Below are 23735 nucleotides of genomic sequence, written 5' to 3' on the forward strand. Positions count from 1 at the left end.
GGCGACTGTCAGTGCCTCCTGCCATGCTGAGACTCAGTGACCGGCCACAGCAGAGCAGTGGAGGAAGAAGCATGCTGACGACCCATTACGTCCCCGGCACACCCAACTGGATCGACCTCGGCGCGCCGGACCCCAAGGCCGCCGCCGACTTCTACGGCGCCGTCTTCGGCTGGACGGTGCAGTCGGCGGGCCCGGAGTCCGGCGGCTACGGTTTCTTCCAGCTGGACGGCAAGACCGTCGGCGCCGTCGGCCCGCTCATGGAGAAGGGCGCGAGCTCCGCCTGGACGGTGTACTTCCAGACCTCCGACGCGGACGCCACGACCAAGGCCGTGGAACAGGCGGGCGGCTCGGTCCGCGTCCCGCCGATGGACGTCTTCACGGCCGGCCGGCTCGCCGCCTACACCGACCCCACGGGCGGGCGGTTCGCCGTATGGCAGCCCGGCGACACCAAGGGGCTGGAGACGGTGATGGAAGCCAACACCCTGTGCTGGACCGAGCTGTACACCACCGACGCGGCCGCCGCGAAGGACTTCTACGCCTCGGTCTTCTCCTGGGGGTACCAGGACATGCCCATGGGCGGTGACATGGTCTACTCCGTCGTCTCCTCGCCCGGCGGCGGCCGGGAGGGGGACCCCGGCCAGGGCGGCATCATGCAGTTGCAGAAGGAGCACCGCGAGGCCGGTTCGACCTCGGAGTGGCACCCGTACTTCGGAGTGGCCGACTGTGACGCCACGTACGAGGCGGCGAAGTCCCGCGGCGCCACGGTCCTGATCCCGCCGAGCAATGCACCGGGCGTCGGCCGCCTGGCCATGCTCAAGGACCCGGCGGGCGCAGCCTTCGCCCTGATCAAGGGGGATCCCCAGATGACCTGAGCCGGCCGTTGACCGGAGCCGCCGTTGACCTCAGTCGCCCCGTGCCCCGACGCCCGGCCGCGCTACGCCTCGTCCCGCGGCCGCGCGTCCACGATGCGCTTGATCTTGCCGACCGAACGCTCCAGCGTCTCCGGATCGACGATCTCGACCGCGACGGAGACGCCGATGCCGTCCTTGACGCACCGCGCGATCTGCCCGACCGCCGCCGTACGCTCCTCGGGCGCCGCATCCGGCCGGGCCTCGGCCCGTACGGTCAGATGGTCCATCCGCCCCTCGCGGGTCAGCCGCAGCTGGAAGTGCGGGGCGATACCGGGCGTGCGCAGCACGATCTCCTCGATCTGCGCGGGGAAGAGGTTGACCCCGCGCAGAATGATCATGTCGTCGCTGCGCCCGGTGATCTTCTCCATCCGCCGGAAGGCGGGGCGTGCGGTGCCGGGCAGCAGCCGGGTCAGATCCCGGGTGCGATAGCGGATGACGGGCATGGCCTCCTTGGTGAGCGAGGTGAAGACCAACTCGCCGTGCTCCCCGTCCGGCAGTACCTCGCCGGTGAACGGATCGACCACCTCCGGATAGAAGTGGTCCTCCCAGATGTGCAGCCCGTCCTTGGTCTCCACGCACTCCTGGGCGACGCCGGGGCCCATGACCTCCGACAGGCCGTAGATGTCCACCGCGTCGATCGCGAACCGTTCCTCGATCTCGCGCCGCATCTCCTGCGTCCACGGCTCGGCGCCGAAGATCCCCACCTTGAGCGAGGTGGTCCGCGGGTCGATGCCCTGCCGCTCGAACTCGTCCAGCAAGGTGAGCATGTACGACGGCGTCACCATGATGATCTCGGGGCGGAAGTCCTGGATGATCTGCACCTGCCGGCCGGTCATCCCGCCGGACGCCGGCACGACCGTACAGCCGAGCCGCTCCGCGCCGTAGTGCGCACCGAGGCCGCCGGTGAACAGCCCGTATCCATAAGCGATATGGACGGTGTGGCCGGGCCGCCCGCCCGCCGCATGGATCGAGCGGGCGACGACATCCGCCCAGTGGGAGAGATCGCGTTCGGTATAGCCGACGACGGTCGGGCGGCCGGTGGTGCCGCTGGAGGCGTGCAGGCGGCGCACCTCGTGCTTCGGGACCGCGAACATCCCGAAGGGGTACTGGGCGCGCAGATCGTCCTTCACGGTGAACGGGAAGCGGGCGAGGTCGCCGAGCGTACGGCAGTCGTCGGGCCGGACCCCCGCGCGGTCGAAGGACTCCCGGTAGAACGGCACATGCTCATAGGCATGCTGCAATGAGGCGCGCAGCCGGGTCAGTTGCAGCGCGCGCAAGGCGTCCGGGGAGAGCCGTTCCGCGTCGTCGAAGGTGGGGAGGGTACGGTCCGTGCCGCCGCCCTCTGCGCCCGTAGCCGATTCCGGCATGGAGAGTCACCGCCTCAGTTCTCCCTACCGATCATTCGGTAGCTGCATGCCGGTCCAAGTAATCAGCGCGCGGCGAACACGTCAAGGGGCGTGCCGCAGGGACCCCACGGGTAGCGTCCAGCGCATGAGTGACGTCCAGAAGGTACGGGTTGGTGAGATTCGGCTGGCGTACCGGGTGTGGGGTGAGCCGGACGCGCCCCCGGCCGTCCTGCTGCACTGCCTGGGAGAGGACGGCGAGGACTGGCGCGGAGTGGTCGGCCGGCTCGCCGGTACGCACCGGGTGTTCGCCCTCGACCAGCGGGGCCATGGACACAGCGACTGGCCCGGAGAATACGGCCATGAGCACTGGCGCGACGATGCGATCGGGTTCGTCACGGCGCTCGGGCTGGAGCAGGTGACTCTGATCGGCCACTCGCTGGGTGCGGGCGCCGCCCTGCTGCTCGCCGCGCACCGCCCCGACCTGGTGGACCGGCTGGTCCTGGAGGAGGCCGCACCGCCGCTACCCGCCGACCCGCCACGGGAGGTGCCCGGCCGGCCGGCCGGGCCGCAGTCCTACGACTGGCGCGCCGCGGCCGCGGTGGCGGCGGAGCGCAACGCCCCCGACCCGCTGTGGTGGGACGGCCTGGCGAAGATCGCCGCCCCCACCCTCGTCATCGGCGGCGGTCCCACCAGCCATATCCCGCAGCACCAGCTCGCCGAGATGGCCGACCGCATCCCCGACGCCCGCCTCGTGACCATCGAGGGCGGTGGCCATCTCGTCCACGAGGAGCGCCCCGGGGAGTTTCTTGCGGCCGTGACGTCTTTTCTGGCGCCGCGACCGTAGCGGGGCGGGCGGGGCCGTTCCGGCGCGGAGACGGTCTTTGAGGTCTGTGTTTTTTCTGAGGCACCGTCAGATTGCCTCGTCGGCTGCCCGGTTCGCGGCACTGCCGGCGGCGATTGTCAGTGCCGGGTGCGACGATGAATTTCATGAGTCCACCCGAGAGAGGCCGACCGTGTCGTTCATCAGCCCGATCCTCAGCACGATGCGCCGCGCGCTGATCGCCGGCGCCACCGCGACCCTCCTGTTCGCCGGTGCCGGCGGGGCCGCCGCGGCGCCCCCCTCCGGCGCCTCCGTGGCCGCTGCACCCGCGGCCGCCCACTCCCCGTACGCCCACTCCCCGTACGCGCAACTCCGCCCCCTCGCCGCGCTGTCCGCCGAGCGTCTGGCCACCGGTGATCTGGTGGCCGCGGCGAAGTGGGGCACCGGAAGCCCGATCGATGATCCGGCCCGCGAGCGGGTGGTCCTGGACTCGGTGGCCGAGCAGGCGCGGCGGCTGGGGGCCGATCCCGAGGTGACGGTGCGGATCTTCCGGGACCAGATCGAGGCGAGCAAGATCGTCCAGCGCGGGCTGTTCCGGGAGTGGGACGCCGACCCGTCCCGGGCGCCGACCGAGCGTCCGGATCTGAACGAGGTGCGGAAGGAGATCAATCGCCTCAACGGTGAGCTGGTCCGGGCCGTCGCCGCCTCCCCGCACGCCCGCTCCGCGCCGTACTGCGCTCCGCTGGTGACGGTGTCCGCCGCCCGAATACGGTACGAGCGGCACCTGGACCCGCTGCACACGGTGGCACTGGCTCGCTCGCTGCGCTCGGTCTGCGGGTGAGCGGGGGGCGACCGACCGGGCGGGCGACCCCGTCGCCCCACGCCCGGTCACCCCGCCCCTCGGCCCGATGGCCCCGTCACCTCACCCGGCCGCTTCGCCCCGTACCACCGCCTTCGCCCACCGGTAGTCCGCCTTGCCGCTGGGTGAGCGCTGGATCTGGTCGGTGAAGACCACGGCCCGCGGGATCTTGTAACCGGCCAGCCGGGTGCGGCAGTGGGCCTGAACGCTCGCGAGGTCCAACGGGCCTGATCCGGCGCGGAGTTGGACGACGGCCGCGACGCGGTTGCCCCAGCGTTCGTCCGGCACGCCCGCCACCAGCGCGTCATACACATCCGGATGCGCTTTCAGCGCCTGCTCGACCTCCTCCGGATAGATCTTCTCGCCGCCGGAGTTGATGCACTGCGACCCGCGGCCCAGCACGGTGACGACACCCTCCGCATCGACGCTCGCCATATCGCCCAGCAGCACCCACCGGTCCCCGTCCCGCTCGAAGAACGTCTCGGCCGTTTTCGCCGGATCGTTGTAGTAGCCGAGCGGTACGTGCCCACGCTGCGCCAGCCGCCCCGGTTCGCCCACCGGCACCGGCGCGCGGGTGGCCGGATCCACCACCGCCGTACGGGCGTTGACCCGCACCCGGAACCCGGCGTCCGGCCCGGAGTCCTCGGTCGCCGTCCCGTTGAAGCCCGACTCCGAGGAGCCGAAGTTGTTGAGCAGCAGGGCATGCGGGACCAGCGCGCTGAACTGGTCCCGTACCGTCTCGGAGAGGATCGCGCCGGAGCTGCTGACGCTGAAGAGGGACGAACAGTCGGTGCCCTTCAGCGGCCCGCCGAGCGCATCGACGAGCGGGCGCAGCATCGCATCGCCGACCAACGACACACTGGTGACCTTCTCGCGGGCGACGGTCCGCAGCACCTCCTCCGGCACGTACTTGCGGTGCAGGACGACCTTCTGGCCGAAGTGGAAGGCAATGAACGCGGTGAGGGTGGAGGTGCCGTGCATCAGCGGGGGAGTCGGGAAGAAGACGATGCCCTCGCCGCCCGCCGCGACCCGTTCGGCCAGCTCCTGCGGCCGCTTGACCGGTTCGCCGGTCGGTGCGCCGCCGCCCATTCCGGAGAAGAAGATGTCCTCGTGGCGCCACATCACGCCCTTGGGCATCCCGGTGGTGCCGCCGGTGTAGATGACGATCTGGTCGTCGGCGGAACGCGGTCCGAAACCACGCGCGGGCGAACCGGCGGCCTCGGCGTCCGTCAGGGCCACGGGGGCGATCGCCGGTTCGGGGGCGCCGGCGGGCGGCGTGCCGACCCGTACGAGATGCCGCAGCGCGGGCGCCTGGGGGAGCGCGGCGGCGACCCGCTCGGTGAACTCCGCCTCGAAGACCAGTCCCACCAGGTCCGCGTCGCGGTAGAGATAGACCAACTCCTCCTCGACATAGCGGTAGTTGACGTTGACCGGGACGGCGCGGATCTTCAGGCAGGCGTAGACGGCCTGGAGGTAGGCGACGCTGTTGTAGAGGTGGAGCCCGACGTGCCGGCCGGGGCCGATGCCCTGGTCGCTCAGGTGGTGGGCGAGCCGGTTGGCGGCACGGTCGAGCTCCGCGTACGTCAGGCGGCGTTCGGCGCCGGTGCCCGGATGGTCGACGTACACCAGCGCCTCACGGTCGGGGACCGTGTCGACGATCGACTCGAAGAGGTCGGCAAGGTTGTACTCCACGTCTCCTCCAGGGTTCCCGGGCCGGGCGGACGGCGGCCTGGTCCCGTCCCGCCGGACCGGACCACGGCGGTCATTAGAGCGCCGGGGGGAGGAGCAGGGAAGGCCCCGGAGCCAAGAAATCTGACTAGGTGTCAGAAAAAGCCTTGAAGTCGCCGTGGCGCTACTGCAACCTGTTCTACCTGTTCTACGCCTTGAGACGGGAGGACGGAATGGTGGGCGGCAGGGAAGGAACGGGAAGCGGGGGAAGTGGCGGCAGCACGGGAAGCGGAGGACGGGCGGGAAGTCCTGGCCAGGAAGAGGGCCCGGCACGGCCAGGGGGCGGGGGCGGGACGGAACATCTGACCGTGGAGCGGTGCGGTGCGACCCTGGTGCTCACCCTCAACCGGCCGGAGGCGAAGAACGCCCTCTCGCTGCCGATGCTGGTGGGCCTCTACGACGGCTGGGTGGCGGCCGACGAGGACGACGACATCCGCTCCATCGTGCTCACCGGGGCCGGCGGCACCTTCTGCGCGGGGATGGACCTCAAGGCCCTGGCCGGCAAGGGGATGGCGGGCGAACGGTACCGCGACCGGCTGCGCGCCGACCCCGATCTGCACTGGAAGGCGATGCTGCGGCACCACCGTCCCCGCAAACCGGTGATCGCCGCCGTCGAGGGCCACTGTGTCGCCGGGGGCACGGAGATCCTCCAGGGCACCGACATCCGCATCGCGGGCGAGAGCGCGACCTTCGGTCTCTACGAGGTCAGGCGCGGGCTGTTCCCGATCGGCGGCTCCACCGTCCGCCTCGCCCGCCAGATCCCCCGTACCCACGCCCTCGAAATGCTGCTCACCGGCCGTCCGTACCCGGCACCCGAGGCCGCCCGCATCGGCCTGATCGGCCACGTCGTCCCCGACGGCAGTGCGCTCGACAAGGCCCTGGAGATCGCCGAGCAGATCAACGCCTGCGGACCGCTCGCCGTCGAGGCCGTCAAGGCGTCCGTCTACGAGACCGCGGGGATGACCGAGACCGACGGGCTCGCCGCCGAACTCGCCCGTGGATGGCCGATTTTCGACACCGACGACGCCAAGGAAGGCTCACGCGCGTTCGCGGAGAAACGGCCGCCCGTCTATCGGCGCGCCTGACCGGACCCTGGGCGGCGGAGGACCTGGGTGCCCGAGGACCTGGACGCCTGCTGAGGGCCGCCGCGTCCCCTCCCCCCTCGTCCCCCAACCCCGCCTCGCCCACCCCGCCCCACCCCTCACGGAGCCCCCATGCCAGAGATCCTCACCGCGCCCCTCGTCGTCGAATTCCCCTTCACCCGCTCGCTCGGGCCCGTGCAGAGCGCCTTCCTCACGGGGCTGCGCGAACGTACCGTCCTCGGCGTCACGGCGAGCGACGGCCGGGTCGTCGTCCCGCCCGCCGAATACGACCCGGTCACGGCCGAGGAGATCCGCGAGCTGGTCGAGGTCGGCACCGCGGGCACCGTCACCACCTGGGCCTGGAACCCCGCCCCGCGCCGCGGACAGCCCCTGGATACGCCCTTCGCATGGGTCCTGGTCCGGCTCGACGGCGCCGACACCGCCCTGCTGCACGCCCTGGACGCGCCCGGCCCCGACGCCGTACGTACCGGGATGCGGGTCCGCATCCGCTGGGCCGCCGAACGTACCGGCGCGATCACCGACATCGCCTGCTTCGAACCGGACGAGAGCACCGGAGACGACGGGCGCACCCGTGAACCCGTCGCCCACGACGGACAGTTCCCCGACCTCCTCACCGGCATCACCGCCCCCGCCCGCCTCGACTACACCTACTCACCCGGCGCCGCCCAGTCCCGCTACATCCAGGCGCTCGCCGACCGCAGGACCCTGGGCGAACGCTGTCCCGCCTGCCGCAAGGTCTATGTCCCGCCCCGCGGCGCGTGCCCCACCTGTGGCGTGGCCACCAGTACCCAGGTCGAGGTCGGCCCCCGCGGCACCGTCACCACCTTCTGCATCGTCAACATCAAGGCCCGCAACCTGGACATCGACGTCCCCTACGTCTACGCCCATATCGCCCTGGACGGCGCCGACCTGGCCCTGCACGCCCGTATCGGCGGCATCCCCTACGACCAGGTCCGCATGGGCCTGCGGGTCGAACCCGTCTGGGCCGACGGCGCCTTCCCCCATAGCCCTGAAGACATGGGAGCTGCCCCCATCCCCGACCACTACCGCCCGACCGGCGAACCCGACGCCGACTACGACAGCTACAAGGAGCTGATCTGATGCCCGGCCCCTCGACCGGCCCGAGCGGCCCCTCGACCGGCCCGCTGCGCGAGGTCGCCATCGTCGCCTTCGGGCAGAGCGATCACGTCCGCAGCAGCGCCGAGACCTCCGAGGTCGAGATGCTGATGCCGGTGCTGCACGACGTCGTGTCGCGCACCGGACTCAAGGCCGGCGATATCGACTTCACCTGCTCCGGATCCAGCGACTACCTCGCCGGCCGCGCCTTCTCCTTCACCATGGCGCTGGACGGCGTCGGCGCCTGGCCGCCGATCTCCGAATCCCATGTGGAGATGGACGGTGCCTGGGCGCTGTACGAGGCCTGGGTCAAGCTGCTGACCGGCGAGGCGGAGACCGCGCTGGTCTACGCGTACGGCAAGTCCTCACCCGGCGACCTCCGCGAGGTCCTCACCCGTCAGCTCGACCCGTACTACCTCGCCCCGCTGTGGCCGGATTCCGTCGCTCTCGCCGCCCTCCAGGCGCAGGCCCTGATCGACGCGGGGCTGACCGACCAGGGCGCGCTGGCGGGCATCGCGGCCCGCAGCCGCACTGCCGCCGAGGCCAACCCGCACGCCCAGCTGCGCGGCGCCGTACCCGCAGGGGACCCTGTCGTCGCCCCGCTCCGGACCGGCGACTGCCCGCCCATCGGCGACGGGGCGGCCGCCGTCGTCCTCGCCGCCGGTGACACCGCCCGCCGGCTGTGCGACCGGCCCGCCTGGATCCGCGGCCTCGACCACCGCATCGAGGCCCACGCCCTGGGCGTCCGCGACCTGACCGACTCCCCGTCCACCCGGCTGGCCGCGGAGCGCGCCGGCTACTTCGCACGGCCCGTGGACACGGCCGAACTGCACGCCCCGTTCACCTCCCAGGAGGTCGTCCTGCGCCGCGCACTCGCGCTCGACGGGCCGGACGGCGCGGGGGTCCGTATCAACCCCTCCGGCGGTGCGCTCGCCGCCAACCCCGTCATGGCCGCCGGCCTCATCCGCCTCGGCGAGGCCGCGGCCCGCATCCAGCGCGGGGAGTCCGACCGCGCCCTCGCGCACGCCACCTCGGGGCCGTGCCTACAGCAGAACCTGGTCGCCGTCCTGGAAGGAGAGACGCGATGAGCAAGGAGCCCGTGGCCGTCACCGGCATCGGCCAGACCCACCACGTCGCCGCCCGCCGCGATGTCTCGATCGCCGGACTCGTCCGTGAGGCCGCGGGGCGCGCTCTGGAGGACGCCCAGTTGACCTGGGCCGATATCGACGCCGTCGTCATCGGCAAGGCCCCCGACTTCTTCGAGGGCGTCATGATGCCCGAGCTCTATCTGGCCGATGCGCTCGGCGCCGTGGGCAAGCCGATGCTGCGGGTGCACACGGCGGGCTCCGTCGGCGGCTCCACCGCCCTGGTCGCCGCCAACCTCGTCGCCGCCCGGGTCCACCGTACGGTCCTGACCCTCGCCTTCGAGAAGCAGTCCGAGTCCAACGCGATGTGGGGCCTGTCCCTGCCGATCCCCTTCCAGCAGCCGCTGCTCGCGGGCGCCGGCGGCTTCTTCGCCCCGCATATCCGCGCCTATATGCGCCGCACGGGCGCCCCGGACACCATCGGCTCCCTCGTCGCCTACAAGGACCGCCGTAACGCCCTCAAGAACCCCTACGCGCACCTTCACGAAACCGGTCTGACGCTGGAGAAGGTCCAGGCGTCCCCCATGCTCTGGGACCCCGTCCGCTACTCCGAGACCTGCCCGTCCTCCGACGGTGCCTGCGCCATGATCCTCACCGACCGCACCGGGGCCGCCCGCGCCCCGCACCCGCCCGCCTGGGTGCACGGCGGCGCGATGCGCAGCGAACCCACCCTCTTCGCGGGCAAGGACTTCGTCTCCCCGCAGGCGGGCAAGGACTGCGCCGCCGACGTCTACCGCCAGGCCGGTATCACCGACCCCCGCCGCGAGATCGACGCCGTCGAAATGTACGTCCCGTTCTCGTGGTACGAGCCGATGTGGCTGGAGAACCTGGGCTTCGCCGAGGAGGGTGAGGGCTGGAAACTCACCGAGTCCGGCGTCACCGAACTGGACGGCGACCTGCCCGTCAACCCCTCCGGCGGCGTGCTGTCCACCAACCCCATCGGCGCCTCCGGAATGCTCCGCTTCGCCGAGGCCGCCCTCCAGGTACGCGGCCGAGCCGGCGAGCATCAAGTCGACGGCGCCAGGCGGGCGTTGGGCCATGCCTACGGAGGCGGCTCGCAGTTCTTCTCGATGTGGCTGGTGGGCGCGGAGCCGCCCGCCGTCTAGGGCCCGTACGACGGCCGGGCGTGGTCGGTCGCGCCCTGTCCGTCCCCGGCCCCGGTGACTACCCTGACGGCCGGACCGACCAACCGGGAGGAGCGGCAACGTGGCCGACAGCATCACCGAGCAGCGGCTGACGGGTGGGAGTGCGCCCGATCTCGATCTGACCCACGCCGAGTGGCAGTCGAGCAGCCAGGGCGTGGGCGACGTCCAGATCGCCTTCGTCGAGGGCTATATCGCGATGCGCAACGGCCGTAGCCCGGAGATCCCGGCGTTGATTTTCACGCCCGGGGAATGGCGCGGGTTCGTGCTGGGGGCGCGTGAAGGGGAGTTCGACCTGACGTAGTCCGCGGTCGGACGGAATGCGGTCCGACCGCGCTCTTCCGGGGTGCCCCGAACGCGTGGGGACCCCGGAAGGACCTCAGGTGAGCACCACGCACCCCATTTCCCGTAGTGCCAGAACCGGTTCCGCGGAATCCGCCACCGCATTCCACCGCACGTCCAGCTTTTCCAGCGACGGCAGTTCGGTGAGCCATGACGGCAATTCCCCGATCCGATTGCCCCGCAGATCGATCCGTCGCAGCAGCGGCAGCGTGCGCAGTGCCTCGGGGACGCGGGGCAGGGCATTGTTCCGCAGTTCCAGCACCCGCAGGGAGCGCAGCCCCTCGACGGTATCGGGTAGTTCGGCCAGCATATTGCCGCCCAGCCATACTTCGCGGAGGGAGCCGAGTTTCCCCACCGACACCGGCAAGGACACCAACGCGGCGTGCTGGGCGCGCAGTTCCACCAGACCGGCCATTTCCCCGGTCCTTTCCGGGAGGCGCCCCAGCGGATTCTCCCCGATATTGAGATAGCCGAGCCGGTCCAGCGCGCACAGCCCGTCCGGCAGGCCGGTGATCCTGTTGTCGTGCAGATACAGATACCGGGTCAGCCCGGCCGCCAATTCGCCGATTTCCTCGGGAATTCCGGTCAGCGCATTGTGGCCGAGGTCGAGCGTGTGCAGTGAGCGGAGGCGGCCGAGCGCGGCCGGGAGTTCGGTGAGGTGGTTGTCGGCCAGGATCAGGGCCGTGCAGTCGTCCTCGTGCCGCCAGACCTCGTCGGGGGCCGAACTCAGGCCCGCCTTCCAGTAGTTGAGACAGATTCCGTCCGTCGTCGTCACAGCCACAGCAGGCCCTTCGTCCACAGTTCGGTGCCGGCCTTGCGTCGGTGGACGAGCCGGGTGTGCTTGCGTTTCCAGTCGCCCTGCCAGAACTCCACCGACGGGCGAGCGATGGGGCCCCTCCCGCGCCCTTAAGGCGTGGGGGACAAGAGAACGTCAGCGCCGCATGCGGACGCTCCGCCGGCTCGCGTCCCTTGACGCTGTCGGCATGCGCCGCGAACCGCCGGCCGGCCGCGTCGAGGTCCTTGAGGATCAGCGTACGGGCGGACGGATTGCCGTCCGCGTCGGCCGTCGAGACCGTCATCGCGTGCGGTTCGGGGATCTGCCGGCGTATGGCGTCGAGCAGCCAGGAGGTGAACAGGGCCACCGGTTCGCCGGGTGCCTCATCGGGATCGAACGCCGGCAGTCCGCCCACGAACACCGGGAGCCGGCGCAGCAGTTGACGGAGGCCGGTCCTTGGATCGGTCATGGCACTCCCTCATTCCTAACGGCTTGCCCGGAGGCTAGCATTAGCCCTATGACCGCCCCGCGGCTCGCCCTCGAACTCGCCGTAACCCTCCGCCACGACGGCCACGGCGGCATCGCCGACGACCTCTCCGATACGGCCGGACTCGCGGCCTGGCTGCGCGAGCGCACCGCCCTCCTGGACGGCGCCCCGCAGACCACCGCGGACGCGGCGCTCCTGGCCGCCGTACGGGAGCTGCGCGCGGCCACCCGGGCCCTGTTCGCCCGCGCCGTCCACCCACGGCCGGCCAGCCGCGCCGACGCCCACCGGCTGCTCCCCGAGGACGAGGCGCTGCGCCGCCTGAACGCCGCCGCGGCCCTGGTCCCGACCGTGCCCCGCCTCGTCTGGGCCCCGGACGCCCCGCCGCAGACCGGTAGCCGTCCGGTCGGCGACCCGCCCGCCGCCGACCGGCTCACCGCCGCGCTCGCCCGCGCCGTCATCGCCTTCCTCGACGGGCCCGAACGCACCCTCCTGCGGGCCTGCGCGGCCCCGCGCTGCGTGCGGTACTTCGTCAAGGACCACCCCCGCCAGGAGTGGTGCACCCCCTCCTGCGGCAACCGCGCCCGCGTGGCGCGCCACCACGAACGGCGAAAGGAAGGCCACGGTGGGACAGATGAACGGTGAACGCGATCTTCAGGTGCTGCTGCGGAGCATGCGGCCCGAGCTGCACGAGGGCCGCTATGTGTTCACGACGGTGCCCGGAGCCGTCCCGGAGGGGGCGGCGCCGGTCGTCACGATCGCCGAACCCGAGGGGCTCACCCTGGTCGTACGGCAGGAGGACGCCGACCGGACGGGCCTGGGCTACGCCTATGTGGCGGGCTGGATCACCCTGCGCGTCCACTCCTCCCTGGACGCCGTCGGCCTGACCGCCGCCGTCGCCGCCGAACTCGCCGCCGAGGGCCTCAGCTGCAACGTCGTCGCCGGCTACTTCCATGATCACCTGTTTGTGCCGTACGACGCGGCCGACGAGGCGATCCGGCTGCTCACCGCGCTGGCCGAGCGGGCAGGGACTTAGGGCCTGTCCGATGGGTCAGGGTCGGAACTGAGCGGGGCGTGCGCCCGCCGCCCGCGGCCCCGGAGCGCCCCGCTCCCGCGCCCCGATGTCCGCGCCGCCCGCGCCGTCCGGCCACGTACGATGGCGGCATGTCCTTCCTCCGACGCCGTAGCGCAGCCACGCCCGCTGGTCCTGACTTCGATGTGCTCGCCATGGACCCGGGCGACTGGCCGGGCAATCTGGGTGCCGGGCTGCTGCCCGCGCCCGACGGCACCTGCCAGGGCGTCTTTCTGCGGTACGACCTGTTCGGCGGCCGCGGCCCCGCGATGATCATCGGCAATCTGCCGGAGGGCTCCCCGGCCCGCGACCTCGAGGACGACGAGGTGCCCTTCGAGGTGGCCCAGCTGCTCGCGGCGCTCGGCAACGACGAGCCGGTCACGGTCGTCGAGAGCGAGGACACCCCGGTGATGCACGAGGACAACCTGCTGATCGTCAAGCGCATCAAATGCTCCGAGAGCCGGATCTCCTGCGCCCAGTTCGACCGCAGCGACGGCGTCCTGGTCACCATCGCCAGCTGGGACCGCCCGATCACCGACGATCTCTACGCCCTGCTCAAGCCGCTGCCCGCGGAGCTCTTCCAGCAGGGCTGACCCCACGGCTCACCCCCGCTGCGCCCGGTGGACGGCACCGCCCTCCACCGGGCGCGACGCATACGCTCACCCGACCGGAGCCCCGGCGGCGCCCCTCACGCGTCCGACGGGCGGATGTCGACATCGGCCGCCCGGACGTACCCGACCCGGTGCCCGAGCTGGATCTCGTAGTAGACGTCCTCGCCGCGCACCACCGCATGCCCGCTGACATCGAACGTCGGCGAGTAGAAGTAGTCACCGCGCACCCGGTCCCCGACCGCGTACTTCTGCCCGGCCAGGAGCGTGTAAGGCAGCGGCGAGACGGCCTGGTAGGGCACCCCCGGCGGATACGCCTCCTGCTCCGGGTACGCCCGGCCGTAGACCGGGATGGCCGGGCGGCCGTCCTTCGGCGTGGCGATCAGGCCGCGCGAGTTCACCGCCGTCCGCGCGCCGTCCGGGTTGCGGAACCACGCCTTCTGCCCGAGGTACCAGATCGCCGTCCAGTCACCCGCCCGGTCGGCCACCGCGAACCGCTGGCCGGTGGAGGCGCGGGCCCCGGTGTCATTGACGTCGATGGTCGAATCGCTGCCGTCGGGGTGCAGCCCGATGTCCCGTACCAGCGGAGCGCGCTCGTCCGGCGCGGTGTGGAGCCGGACCGCCGTCGAACCGTGCGACGGGCACGGCTGCCCCGGCTTCGCGCAGCCGGTGTACTGCGGACGGTTGCGGTCGTAGTCGGGGCGGATGGTCACCAGCCCGCCCGACGGGCCCGCATTGGGCTTGAACGGCGCGCCCAGCAGGGTGAAGTAGTGGTCCCAGTCCCAGTACGGCCCCGGGTCGGTGTGCATCCCCTTGATCGTCGCCGTGGTCGTCCCGGGCACGTTGTCATGGCCGATGATGTGCTGCCGGTCGAGCGGGATGTCGTACTTCCTGCTCAGATAGCGCACCAGCCGGGCCGACGTACGGTACATCGCCTCCGTGTACCAGGCGTCCGGCGAGGCGAGGAAACCTTCATGCTCGACGCCGACGGAATGCGAGTTGACGTACCAGTTCCCGGCGTGCCAGCCGACGTCCTTGGTCGGGACGTGCTGGGCGATCAGCCCGTCGGAGGAGCGGACCGTGTAGTGCCAGGACACATACTTCGGGTCCTTGATCAGCCGGAGCGTGGTCTCCCAGGACCCCTCGGTGTCATGGATGACGATCGTGTCGATGCGCTGGTCGCGGGGACGGTTGGCCAGATCGTGGTTGCCGTAGTCGTGATCGCCGAACTCCTCGTACGGGGCCGGGACCGACTCACAGGCCACCGTCCACGGGCACTCCACCTCCCACGGGCCGCCCGGATCGCCCGGCGCGGCCCGGCGGCCCGCCGCCGACGCCTGCCGCAGGCCGGCCCGATTCGCCTGGCCGGAGTCGATGCGCAGCCCGGGCGCGGCGGCCAGGGTGATGAGCTGCCCGGCGTCGGTCATACGGCTCTGGCCCTGCCGCATCACCGCATACACGTCATTCGCGAAGGCGGCGCCCGCCTCGCGGCTGTCCTCGCCCCCGTACCGCGCCACCGCCGCATACCACCGGGCCGGGTCGGCGCTGCCGGCCCGCCCCAGGCTGCGCTGTTCGGCGGCCAGCAGCGCGGCCCCGCCGAGCACGTTCGCCGCCGGATCGGTGCGCAGTTTCTGCGGCGACAGCCCGGTCAGCTCGGCCGCCCGGCGCAAGGTGCGCAGCCGGGCGGGAAGTTCGGCGGGCAGCGCCGCCCGCTCGGCCCGAGCGGCGGCAGCGGCCCCACCGGCGCGCGAGCCGTCCCCGCGGGCGTCCCCGTCCGGCCCGCTGAACTCCGGCGCCCGCGACAGGGCCGTACGGGCGTCGGTCAGATGCATCGGACCATAGCCGCCGGAGACGCTGGGTGCGCCGCCGTGTTCGTCCCAGCGGGACTCCAGATAGGAGACGCCGAGCAGCACACTGCGCGGTACGTGATAGCGGTCGGCGGCCTGGGTGAAGGCGCGCTGTAGTGCATCCGGACCGGGCTTGGCGGCGCCCGCGGACGGGGTGGCAGAGGCCAGCGGCAGCAGCAGTAACGCGGCGGCGGCGACGGTGATGGACCTGCGTAGGGCGGGGCGGGCGGTGCTCTTCTCGTCTTCCGGGGCGGATCCTCGCAAAACTGCCTCCTCAAGCCGGCCCGAGCCGACGCGATGTGACGGTTGATGCGCAAACAGCCGTACGGAGCGGGGACCCGAGAGTAAAGCCAGCCGTCGGCCCGGGGCCAGAGGTGTGCCGACGCTCCCTCAAACGCCACGTCCGGTCGGGATTTCGCATGTCAGGGCATCTCCCGGGGATCCTTCCCGGAGCGGGCGCCCGGCCTGCGGGGCGTCAGTGGAATGGACCAATGTGGCCGGCACCCGGCGTGTCACTTCCACACATGGGTGAGCGGCGCGCCCCGTCCCGGGCGCGCCGCTCTTTCGTACCCCTGGTCAGCGCGTGCCGACCGCCGCCCTCACCGCACGCCGCGCCATCTGGCAGTCGTCGTGGAGCCGGCGCAGGAGCAGCCGCTGCTCCTCGCCCGCCGCGGGCGCACCGGGCTGTCCCGGTCCCGGAGCCCCGATGGGGACGGGCTCGCGCATGGTCCGCTGGACCGCCGTTTCGTAGCGTCGGATCTCGCGGGTGAGGATCAGCATCAGATTCACCAGGAAGGCATCCCGCGCGGCGGGACCCGCCGACTGGGCGAGCTGGCTGATCTGACGGCGCGCCACCGGGGCGTCACCGAGCACCGACCACAGGGTCGCCAGGTCGTAGCCCGGCAGGTACCAGCCCGCGCTGTCCCAGTCCAGGAGCACCGGGCCGGTGGGCGACAGCAGCACATTGTTCAGCAACGCATCGCCGTGGCAGAACTGGCCCTGGGTGTGCGACAGGCCGTGCAGCAGCTTCTGGAGATCGCCCAGGTCCCGGTCGGTCAGCAGTCCGAGGTCGTGATAGCGGCCGATGCGGCCCGCGTAGTCCAGCGGCGCCTCGAACAGGCCGGGCGGCGGCCGCCAGAGGTTGATCCGGCAGATCGCACCGAGCGCGGCCCGCAGGTCCGCGCGGGGCGGGGCCTCGGCCGGATGCCGGGCCGCGGCCGCCACCCGGCCCGGCATCCGCTCGATGATCAGGGTGCAGTTGTCGGGATCGGCGGCCACCAGACGCGGCACCCGTACCGGCGGGCGATGCCGGACGAATGCGCGGTAAGCAGCTATTTCCTGCCGGAACCGCTCGGACCACGCGGGGGAGTGGTCCAGTAAACACTTGGCGACCGCGCTCGTCCGGCCCGTCGTGCCCACCAGGAGCACGGACTTGCCGCTGCGGCGCAGCACCTGGACCGGATGGAACTCCGGACAGATGCGGTGCACCGAGGCGACGGCGGCGCGCAGCTGGGCGCCCTGGCTGCCGGACAAGTCGAGTCTCCCGCTGAGCGGTTGGGTGCCCGTCCCCTGTGACCGCCGGATGCGTCCGCCGGGGAGGCCGGCGACTCCCCCCGCTGACGGGGAGGGGTCGAGATACGGCCCGCTGCCGGAGGGGTGCGGGCGGTACGGCCGGGCGGTGGCGGTCACGGCGGACGATGCTGCATACATGGGTGAGACAGATCCCTTCGTGCGCCGACGAGTTGCAGTGCGCTCCCGGCCCGGTGGAGGGCACCCGGTGAACGGGTCCGTGAGCGGAGGCCGATCCAGGGTCCCTGTCAAGGGCGCGCACCCTGGGGAATGCGGTCCCGCCACCGGGCCGGGGGCTGCACACCTACCGAACAACGGGTGATGGGTGGCAGACCATCTGGCGCACCCTGGCGAACCCTGGCGAATGGTCGCAGCCCATGTCACCGGCCGTTACTGTCAACTCAGTCGAGGAACCTGGGGGCTTGACGTGGACAGGCAGCCGAACACCCGTCTCGCGGACCTTTTCGGCCTGGCGGGCTGGTCCAAGGGAGAGCTGGCGAGACTGGTCAACCGGCAGGCGGCGGCCATGGGCCATCCGCAGCTGGCGACCGACACCTCGCGAGTGCGCCGCTGGATCGATATGGGGGAGACGCCCCGCGACCCGGTGCCCAAGGTCCTGGCTTCCCTGTTCACCGAGCGCCTCGGCCGTGTCGTAACCATCGAGGACCTCGGGTTCGCCAGAACCGGTCGCTCGGGGAAGCGGCAGGCCATGGACGGTCTGCCGTGGGCTCCCGAACGGACCGCTGCGGTCCTCACGGAATTCACGGGAATGGACCTCATGCTCAATCGACGCGGCTTGGTGGGCGCGGGCGCGGCGCTCGCCGCGGGAACCGCTCTCACCGGCGCCATGCACGACTGGCTGCACACCGACCCGGCCCTGACCGCCGAAGCCCCCCGCCACGACGATCCGTTCACCTCCGACGGCCTGGAGCAGATCGGCCTCGACCGCTACGAAGCAGCCCCTGTGGGGTCCCAGGAGATCGATGCGCTGGAGCGCTCGGTCGAAGTCTTCCGCGCCTGGGACGCCAACCGCGGCGGCGGCCTCCAGCGCAAGGCGGTGGTGGGCCAGCTCAACGAGGTGGGCGGCATGCTCGCCTACCGCCATCCCGACCATCTCCAGCGCAGGTTGTGGGGCGTGGCGGCCAACCTCGCGGTGCTGGCCGGCTGGATGTCCCATGACGTCGGCCTGGAGCCCACCGCCCAGAAGTACTTCGTCATCGCCGCCCACGCCGCACGCGAGGGCGGCGACCGCCCCCGGGCCGGCGAGGCGCTCTCCCGCGCCGCCCGCCAGATGGTCCACCTGGGCCGTCCGGACGACGCCCTGGACCTGATGAAGCTGGCCCAGTCCGGCTCCGGCGAGCACACCCTGCCGCGGACCCGCGCCATGCTGCACACCATCGAGGCGTGGGCGCAGGCGGCCAAGGGCAACGGCCAGGCGATGCGCCGTACGCTCGGCGAGGCGGAGGAGCTGTTCGTCTCGGACAAGGGCGATGTGCCGCCGCCCAGTTGGATGCAGATGTTCGACGAGGCGGATCTGCACGGTATGCAGGCGCTGGCCTTCCGTACGCTCGCCGATCACGACCCGTCGGTCGCCAAGATCGCTCAGAGCCATGCCAAGCAGGCGCTGCGGCTGCGCAATGCGGGCTTCCAGCGATCGCAGATCTTCGACTACATCTCGATGGCCTCGGCCTGCTTCCTTGGCGACGACCCCGAACAGGCCGACCGCTACGCCCGGCTGGCTCTGGTGTCCATCGGCGAGAACTCCTCCCATCGCACCTGGGACCGGCTGCGGGAGATGTTCCGGCTCACCAATCAGTACACCGACTACGCCAAGATCCAGGACCTGCGCGAGGAGATCCAGCATGTCCTGCCGAAGGCGAAGACCAGGCAGAAGGGAAGCGGCGCGGGGCTCGGCCCGGGACTGGGGTCGGCCGGCGGTCTGGGACCCAATTTCGCGGTCTGAGCGGTCCAGGTCCGAGGGGTACCGGTCCGGGCGGGTCGATGATGCCCCGTGTGTCAGTCGCCGATCCTGGCGATCAGCACACAGGCGTCGTCCTCGCGCTCGGTGCTGCCGAATTCCTCGACGACGATACGGACGCTGTCCTGGGCGCTACGGGCCGTGGCGAACCGTGGCGCCAGCGCCAGCAGCCGCTCGGCTCCCTCATGGGCGTCGAGGGCGGGCTGACGGCGGGGCACCAGACCGTCGGTGTGCAGGACGAGCAGATCGCCCGGTTCGAGTTGTTCGGTGTGCTGGGCGTAGCTCGCGCCCGAGGTCGCCCCGAGCAGGACGCCCTCGGGCGGGTCCAGCGCGCGCCCCGTGCCGCCGCGGAACAGCAGCGGCGCGGGGTGCCCGGCCTGGGCCCAGGTCAGTTGCCGGGTCCTTGGGTCGAAGCGGCAGCACACCGCGCTGCCCAGCGCGGGCTGGGCGGTGGAGTCCAGCAGCTGGTTGAGGAAACCCATCAGCGGTCCCGGCTGCTGGCCGGTGACGGCCATGCCCCGCAGCGCGCCGAGCACCATCGCCATCCCGGAGGTGGCGGTGACGCCGTGTCCGGTCAGATCGCCGACGCTCAAAAGAGTGGTGCCGTCCGGGAGTTGGAGGGCGTCGTACCAGTCGCCGCCGATCAGTGCGCTGGTGCCGGAGGGGAGATAGCGGCCGGCGAAGTCGAGAGCGACCGGGCCGCCCTGCGGGAAGCGCAGCGAGTCGCGCCACTGGGGAAGCACGGACTCCTGGAGCTCGACCGCCAGCCGGTGCTCGGTCTGCGCGATCTGCCGTTCGCGCTGCAACGAGTCCACGCTCTCGCGCACCGCCGCCTGGCTGCGCCGCAGCTCGCTGACATCGCGCAGTACGGCCCACATGCAGGCCGTGCTGCCGTCGGCGTCCAGCACCGGCTCGCCCACCATGTGGACCGTGCGCAGGCTGGCGTCCGGGCGCACGATGCGGAATTCGCCGTCGATCGGCTTGCCGTCCACCAGGCAGTCGGTGACCATCGCGGCCAGTCCCTCCTGGTCCTCGGCCAGCACCAGGGACGGCAGCTCGTCGAGGGTCAGCGGCCCGTCGGACGGCCGGCGGCCGAACATCGTGAAGAGCTCGTCGGACCAGCTCACCTCGTCGGTGAGCAGATTCCACTCGGCGCTGCCCACCCGGCGCAGCAGCGAGCCGCGCTCGTGCGGGGCCGGCTCGGGAGGTGCCGCGGGCATGTCGGCAGCCGGCGCCTGCTCCGTCTCGTCCTCGGTCGGCAGGCCCTCTCTCAGCTGGTCGAGATGGCCTCCGAGGTCGTCGAGGTGGTGCACCGCGAGGTCGCACAGCGCCCGCTGCCAGCGCAGCTGCGGGTCTGTGGCGAGGCCGGTGTCCACCGCCGCGGACTCCCGTCGCACCGCGTCCAGGCCGCCGCGCAGGCGGCGGGCCTGCGTGATGAGTGCCTCGACGGTGTCGCGCTCGGGAGACCGGTCGGCTGAGTGATCCGCGAAGAGAGGGGACGGCATGACGTACTCCGTGATCAGGCGGCGCCGGGGCCAGGTCTGACAGAAGGGGCCGGTAACGACTGTTGCACAGGCTGCGACGGTCCGTAAGGGATTTGGCATTACCCGATACGGTGGTGCAGCTGGCATATGCCACGGGCCTTCTGTGGCAACCCCGGGGTCGAATCGGCGGAATGACAGCTTCCAGGTAGGCTGCGGCCGCCGTCACACTGTCATGCCCGCCGATCCATGGTGGGAACGACGCATACGGCCCGCGGTCACCGGCAAGAATGCCGGTCAGCGGAAATCCCGTTGCCAGCCTGCCCCTCGCCCCGGATGCTGACCTCATGTTCGATCCAGACATAGCGCCCAGCGGGACCCTGCTCGGCCTCCTTCAGCGAGGCCGCGGCGACGGGACCCTGCATGCCCTCGCGGCGCCGCGCGCCGAGGCGCACGCGGCGCTCAACGACAGCGTGCTGCGTGACCCCCGGCGCGACTGGCAGGTCGAGAACCGCTCGCTGTACTACGCCCGCCTCTACATGCAGCTCGACGGCGGACTCGAAGAGATCGAACGGCACCTCTTCCACCCCGACGACCTCGTCGACACCGGCGAGGAGCGCACCGGCCTCGCCCTCGCGGTGCTCGGCCACCTCGCCGCATACGGCCGCGACGCCGCCCGTCTGCTGCTGCGCAGCTACGCCGCGGCCGGCAGCAACTGGCGCTGGGCCCTCGACGAGCTCGCCCTGCGCGACGACGACGCGGGCCTGATGAGCCTGGCCCCCGCCGTGCTCGCCCGCTTCCCCGACACCGAGGAGGGCCGGGCCGAGCTGGGCGCCGCCGTCCGCGACGCCTTCGAGCCCCGGCCCTGGCGGCTGTGGGCCGAGGACCCCCGCTACGCCCCGCGGCTGGCCGCCGCCGGCGAACAGGGCTCCTTCGACCGATGGCAGCGCCAGCTGCGGCCCCGCGGGCCGCGGCCCGGCTGGAGCGTGACCGAGGTCCTCCAGTGGGCCCAGGAGGGCCTGGAGCCGGAGCACGAGGACCACCGCCACCTCGCCGCCGCCCGCTGCCTGGGCGCCGTGGCGGGCCCCGAGGACCGCCCCGAGCTGCTGCGCACCGCGCGCAGCGGGCCGGACACGGCGCGCGCCGCCGTCCTCCACCACCTCGCCGAACGCGGCGACCGCGACGTTCTCGACCTGATCGAGGACACGGTCGGCTGCCCGCTGACCACCGAACCCCTGGCTGCCGCGGCGCTCGCCGCCTTCGAGCGGATGCGCAGCGTCGCCGCCGTCGAACGGGCCCGCCTGTGGGCCCGGCGTACGGACCGGCTCGGCGGGTCCGCCGCCGCGATGCTCGCCCGCTGCGGCGCGCAGCGCGACGCCGACCTGGTGCTGGCCGCGCTGCGCCGCACCGTCAGGGAGGAAGGCCCCGACGCGGACGGCCTGTGGGAGCTGGTCGACGGCGTCGGCCGCCTCGGCGTCGGCTGCGCCGCCCCCGTACTGCGCCACATCTACCGGGAGACCTCCTCGTCCCATCTGCGCGGCCGGGCCGCCGGTGCGCTCGCCGCCACCGACCCCGGCTTCGCGGCCGGCTTCGCCGTCGAATGCCTGTGGGACTGCGAGGAGACCACCCGCGAACTCGCCGCCCGGCACGCCGCCACCGGCGACGACCGGGTCGTCGAGCAGCTGCGCCGCCTCGCCGCCGATCCGGCGGAGGAGGCCGAGGTCCAGACGGCGGTCCGCAGCCGGTTCGGGCCCGAGGCGCAAGGGGTCTAGGACCTGACCCATCGGACAGGTCCTGGGACGCGCCAGACGCCCGCTCCCGGGGGACGCCCTGCCGCCTCCGTCACTCCCGCGCGAACGACATCCCCTGTGCCGCCAGCGCATCCCGCAGGATGCCCAGCGCCTTGGGACCCATCCCGTGCAGGCGGCGCAGCTCGGCCTCGCTCGCCCCGGCCAGCTGCGACAGCCGCAGATAGCCGGCCCGCTCCAGGGCCCGCCGTGCCGGGGCGCCGACCTGCGGGGGAATGCCGTCGGAGGGCTCGGTCAGCTCCGTGTCGTCGGCCGTCACGGGTCTCCTCACCGGTTCGCTGCGATGCGGCGCCGGGGGCGCCCGTTCCAGCCTGACATCCGGGCGGACCGGCCGCCCGGTCACGGCGGGCGCAGCGCAACGCTCATGGGACGTTTCCCGGCTGGAAAGATCCCCTTGGTCCGGTCCACGCACGGCGCGCCGACAACAGCGGTATGCGTGTCGTCATCGTCACCGAATCCTTCCCGCCCGATGTCAACGGCGTCGCCCGCTGCGCCCTGGAAACCGCCCGGCACCTCGTCCGACGGGGCCATGATCCGCTGGTCGTCGCGCCACTGGGCGGCCATGACCCGGCCGGTGTGACCGTCGAGAGCCCCTGCCCGGTCGTGCGGGTGCCCTCCGTACCGCTGCCCGGCTATCCGCAGGTCCGCATCGCGCTGCCCGGGCGGCGGCTGGCCGCCGCGCTGGATGAGCACCGGCCGGATGTGGTGCACCTGGCAAGCCCGTTCGTCCTCGGCGCCCGCGCGATGGCGGCCGCGGCCCGGCGGCGGGTGCCCGCGATCGCCGTCTATCAGACGGACATGGGCCGCTACGCCCGTACGTATCTGGGCGGTGGCGGTGCGACGGCCTGGCGGCGGATCAGGACCGTGCACGGTGCCGCCGCCCGGACCCTGGCGCCGTCCAGCGCGGCCCTGCTGGATCTGTCCGAGCACGGCGTGCCCCGGGTCCATCTGTGGCCCCGGGGCGTCGACTCCGCGCGTTTTCACCCCGGACGGCGCGATGCGGTGCTGCGCAGCTCACTGGCAGCGGGGCGGGAGCTGCTGGTGGGGTACGTGGGGCGGCTGGCCCCGGAGAAGGACGTCCGGCTGCTGGCCGAGACCTCCCGGCTGCCCGGCGTGCGGACCGTCGTCATCGGCGACGGCCCCAGCGCCGCCGGGCTGCGCGCGGCCCTGCCCGAGGCGCGCTTCCTGGGCCGCCGCACCGGCGATGAACTCGCCCGGATCTACGCCTCCTTGGATATTTTCGTCCACACCGGGCCGTACGAGACCTTCTGCCAGACCGTGCAGGAGGCGATGGCCTCCGGGGTGCCGGTGGTCGCGCCGCGCGCCGGCGGGCCGCTGGACCTGGTGGACCACGGTCGTACCGGACTGCTGGTGACGCCGGGTGACGGCGGGGCGGTACGGGACGCCGTACGGCTGCTGGGGCGCAGCGCCGAACTGCGCGTCCGCTACGGCACGGCGGCCCGCACGGCCGTCGAGGACCGGACCTGGGAAGCCGTGGGGGACCAGCTGCTCGGCCACTACGAGGCGGTGCTCGCCGGCCGGACGGCGGTGGCGGCATGAGCGAGCGCAGCCTGGGGGTCCCCCCGGCCGGAGGCTGGGGG

The 23735-nt window shown here is 72.2% G+C and carries 22 protein-coding genes and 1 pseudogene; 14 read left to right on the forward strand and 9 right to left on the reverse strand.

All coding sequences use genetic code 11. The features are described from left to right. Positions 1–71: 71 nt before the first annotated feature. Positions 72–872 carry a VOC family protein gene (locus SNA_RS15655; RefSeq protein WP_044365468.1) on the forward strand — a complete coding sequence of 267 codons (801 nt, stop codon included), beginning with the start codon at positions 72–74 and terminating at the stop codon, positions 870–872. 62 nt (positions 873–934) lie between these two features. Here the strand turns inward: SNA_RS15655 and paaK are convergent, their stop codons facing one another. Continuing rightward, on the reverse strand, positions 935–2278 hold the full coding sequence (gene paaK / locus SNA_RS15660) for a phenylacetate--CoA ligase PaaK (RefSeq protein WP_044365470.1): 1344 nt from the start codon (positions 2276–2278) through the stop codon (positions 935–937). Positions 2279–2402: 124 nt separating this feature from the next. Between paaK and SNA_RS15665 the strand changes: the two genes are divergently transcribed. After that, on the forward strand, positions 2403–3101 hold the full coding sequence (locus SNA_RS15665) for an alpha/beta fold hydrolase (protein WP_044365472.1): 699 nt from the start codon (positions 2403–2405) through the stop codon (positions 3099–3101). A 199-nt stretch (positions 3102–3300) separates the two neighbouring features. Next, positions 3301–3918, forward strand: a complete 618-nt coding sequence (locus tag SNA_RS15670) for a chorismate mutase (RefSeq protein WP_044365528.1) — start codon at positions 3301–3303, stop codon at positions 3916–3918. An 81-nt stretch (positions 3919–3999) separates the two neighbouring features. Here SNA_RS15670 and SNA_RS15675 read toward each other — a convergent pair whose 3' ends face one another. After that, complete coding sequence (locus tag SNA_RS15675) at positions 4000–5628, reverse strand: acyl-CoA synthetase (protein ID WP_030070698.1); 1629 nt, start codon at positions 5626–5628, stop codon at positions 4000–4002. A 338-nt stretch (positions 5629–5966) separates the two neighbouring features. Between SNA_RS15675 and SNA_RS15680 the strand changes: the two genes are divergently transcribed. The 5 genes from SNA_RS15680 (at position 5967) to SNA_RS15700 (ending at position 10474) form a co-directional block, all read left to right on the forward strand. Next, positions 5967–6749 carry a crotonase/enoyl-CoA hydratase family protein gene (locus SNA_RS15680; RefSeq protein ID WP_044365529.1) on the forward strand — a complete coding sequence of 261 codons (783 nt, stop codon included), beginning with the start codon at positions 5967–5969 and terminating at the stop codon, positions 6747–6749. Between the two features lie 129 nt (positions 6750–6878). Continuing rightward, a complete protein-coding gene (locus SNA_RS15685) occupies positions 6879–7868 on the forward strand; it encodes a Zn-ribbon domain-containing OB-fold protein (protein WP_044365473.1) in 990 nt (329 codons plus the stop codon). After that, positions 7868–8971 carry a thiolase domain-containing protein gene (locus SNA_RS15690; protein ID WP_044365475.1) on the forward strand — a complete coding sequence of 368 codons (1104 nt, stop codon included), beginning with the start codon at positions 7868–7870 and terminating at the stop codon, positions 8969–8971. The genes SNA_RS15685 and SNA_RS15690 overlap by 1 nt, the downstream gene beginning before the upstream one ends. Continuing rightward, positions 8968–10134, forward strand: coding sequence for a thiolase domain-containing protein (locus tag SNA_RS15695; RefSeq protein WP_044365477.1), 1167 nt, complete (start codon positions 8968–8970; stop codon positions 10132–10134). Before SNA_RS15690 ends, SNA_RS15695 begins: the two co-directional genes overlap by 4 nt. Before the next feature lie 100 nt (positions 10135–10234). Further along, positions 10235–10474 (forward strand): DUF397 domain-containing protein, encoded by a 240-nt coding sequence (locus SNA_RS15700; RefSeq protein WP_030070713.1) that lies wholly within the window; start codon positions 10235–10237, stop codon positions 10472–10474. A 75-nt stretch (positions 10475–10549) separates the two neighbouring features. Here SNA_RS15700 and SNA_RS15705 read toward each other — a convergent pair whose 3' ends face one another. From SNA_RS15705 to SNA_RS44995, 3 genes and pseudogenes are all read right to left on the reverse strand, one after another. Next, positions 10550–11287 (reverse strand): leucine-rich repeat domain-containing protein, encoded by a 738-nt coding sequence (locus SNA_RS15705; protein ID WP_030070715.1) that lies wholly within the window; start codon positions 11285–11287, stop codon positions 10550–10552. After that, positions 11284–11385, reverse strand: a complete 102-nt coding sequence (locus SNA_RS44990; RefSeq protein ID WP_338059803.1) for a pyridoxine 5'-phosphate oxidase C-terminal domain-containing protein — start codon at positions 11383–11385, stop codon at positions 11284–11286. Before SNA_RS44990 ends, SNA_RS15705 begins: the two co-directional genes overlap by 4 nt. 113 nt (positions 11386–11498) lie before the next feature. Continuing rightward, positions 11499–11756, reverse strand: a pseudogene (locus SNA_RS44995) (oxidase); the annotation flags it as partial. Between the two features lie 48 nt (positions 11757–11804). Here SNA_RS44995 and SNA_RS15715 point away from each other — a divergent pair. The 3 genes from SNA_RS15715 (at position 11805) to SNA_RS15725 (ending at position 13436) form a co-directional block, all read left to right on the forward strand. After that, complete coding sequence (locus tag SNA_RS15715; RefSeq protein WP_044365479.1) at positions 11805–12416, forward strand: CGNR zinc finger domain-containing protein; 612 nt, start codon at positions 11805–11807, stop codon at positions 12414–12416. Next, the gene (locus tag SNA_RS15720; protein WP_030066441.1) at positions 12406–12807 is read left to right on the forward strand and encodes an ACT domain-containing protein; all 402 of its coding nucleotides are present in this window, start codon (positions 12406–12408) and stop codon (positions 12805–12807) included. Before SNA_RS15715 ends, SNA_RS15720 begins: the two co-directional genes overlap by 11 nt. 128 nt (positions 12808–12935) lie before the next feature. Further along, complete coding sequence (locus SNA_RS15725; RefSeq protein WP_030066442.1) at positions 12936–13436, forward strand: hypothetical protein; 501 nt, start codon at positions 12936–12938, stop codon at positions 13434–13436. 95 nt (positions 13437–13531) lie between these two features. Here SNA_RS15725 and SNA_RS15730 read toward each other — a convergent pair whose 3' ends face one another. Next, positions 13532–15562, reverse strand: coding sequence for an N-acetylmuramoyl-L-alanine amidase (locus SNA_RS15730; RefSeq protein ID WP_044365481.1), 2031 nt, complete (start codon positions 15560–15562; stop codon positions 13532–13534). A gap of 312 nt (positions 15563–15874) precedes the next feature. Continuing rightward, entirely contained in the window at positions 15875–17008 is a 1134-nt protein-coding gene (locus SNA_RS15735) for an aminoglycoside phosphotransferase family protein (protein WP_078969930.1), read from the reverse strand. Between the two features lie 286 nt (positions 17009–17294). Here SNA_RS15735 and SNA_RS15740 point away from each other — a divergent pair, with 286 nt between their 5' ends. Then, the gene (locus SNA_RS15740; RefSeq protein WP_030066447.1) at positions 17295–18830 is read left to right on the forward strand and encodes a DNA-binding protein NsdB; all 1536 of its coding nucleotides are present in this window, start codon (positions 17295–17297) and stop codon (positions 18828–18830) included. 53 nt (positions 18831–18883) lie between these two features. Here the strand turns inward: SNA_RS15740 and SNA_RS15745 are convergent, their stop codons facing one another. After that, positions 18884–20350, reverse strand: coding sequence for a PP2C family protein-serine/threonine phosphatase (locus SNA_RS15745; protein ID WP_044365485.1), 1467 nt, complete (start codon positions 20348–20350; stop codon positions 18884–18886). Positions 20351–20673: 323 nt separating this feature from the next. On the opposite strand from SNA_RS15745, the gene SNA_RS15750 reads away from it, so the two are divergent. Beyond that, the gene (locus SNA_RS15750; protein ID WP_030066450.1) at positions 20674–22098 is read left to right on the forward strand and encodes a hypothetical protein; all 1425 of its coding nucleotides are present in this window, start codon (positions 20674–20676) and stop codon (positions 22096–22098) included. A 70-nt stretch (positions 22099–22168) separates the two neighbouring features. Here the strand turns inward: SNA_RS15750 and SNA_RS15755 are convergent, their stop codons facing one another. Then, a complete protein-coding gene (locus tag SNA_RS15755) occupies positions 22169–22393 on the reverse strand; it encodes a helix-hairpin-helix domain-containing protein (RefSeq protein ID WP_241779674.1) in 225 nt (74 codons plus the stop codon). 173 nt (positions 22394–22566) lie between these two features. Here SNA_RS15755 and SNA_RS15760 point away from each other — a divergent pair, with 173 nt between their 5' ends. Beyond that, positions 22567–23694: a glycosyltransferase family 4 protein gene (locus SNA_RS15760; RefSeq protein WP_044365487.1), complete on the forward strand. Its 1128-nt coding sequence runs from the start codon at positions 22567–22569 to the stop codon at positions 23692–23694. Positions 23695–23735 lie beyond the last annotated feature (41 nt).

This window comes from Streptomyces natalensis ATCC 27448 (assembly GCF_000935125.1).
GTDB classification, from domain to species: Bacteria; Actinomycetota; Actinomycetes; order Streptomycetales; family Streptomycetaceae; genus Streptomyces; species Streptomyces natalensis.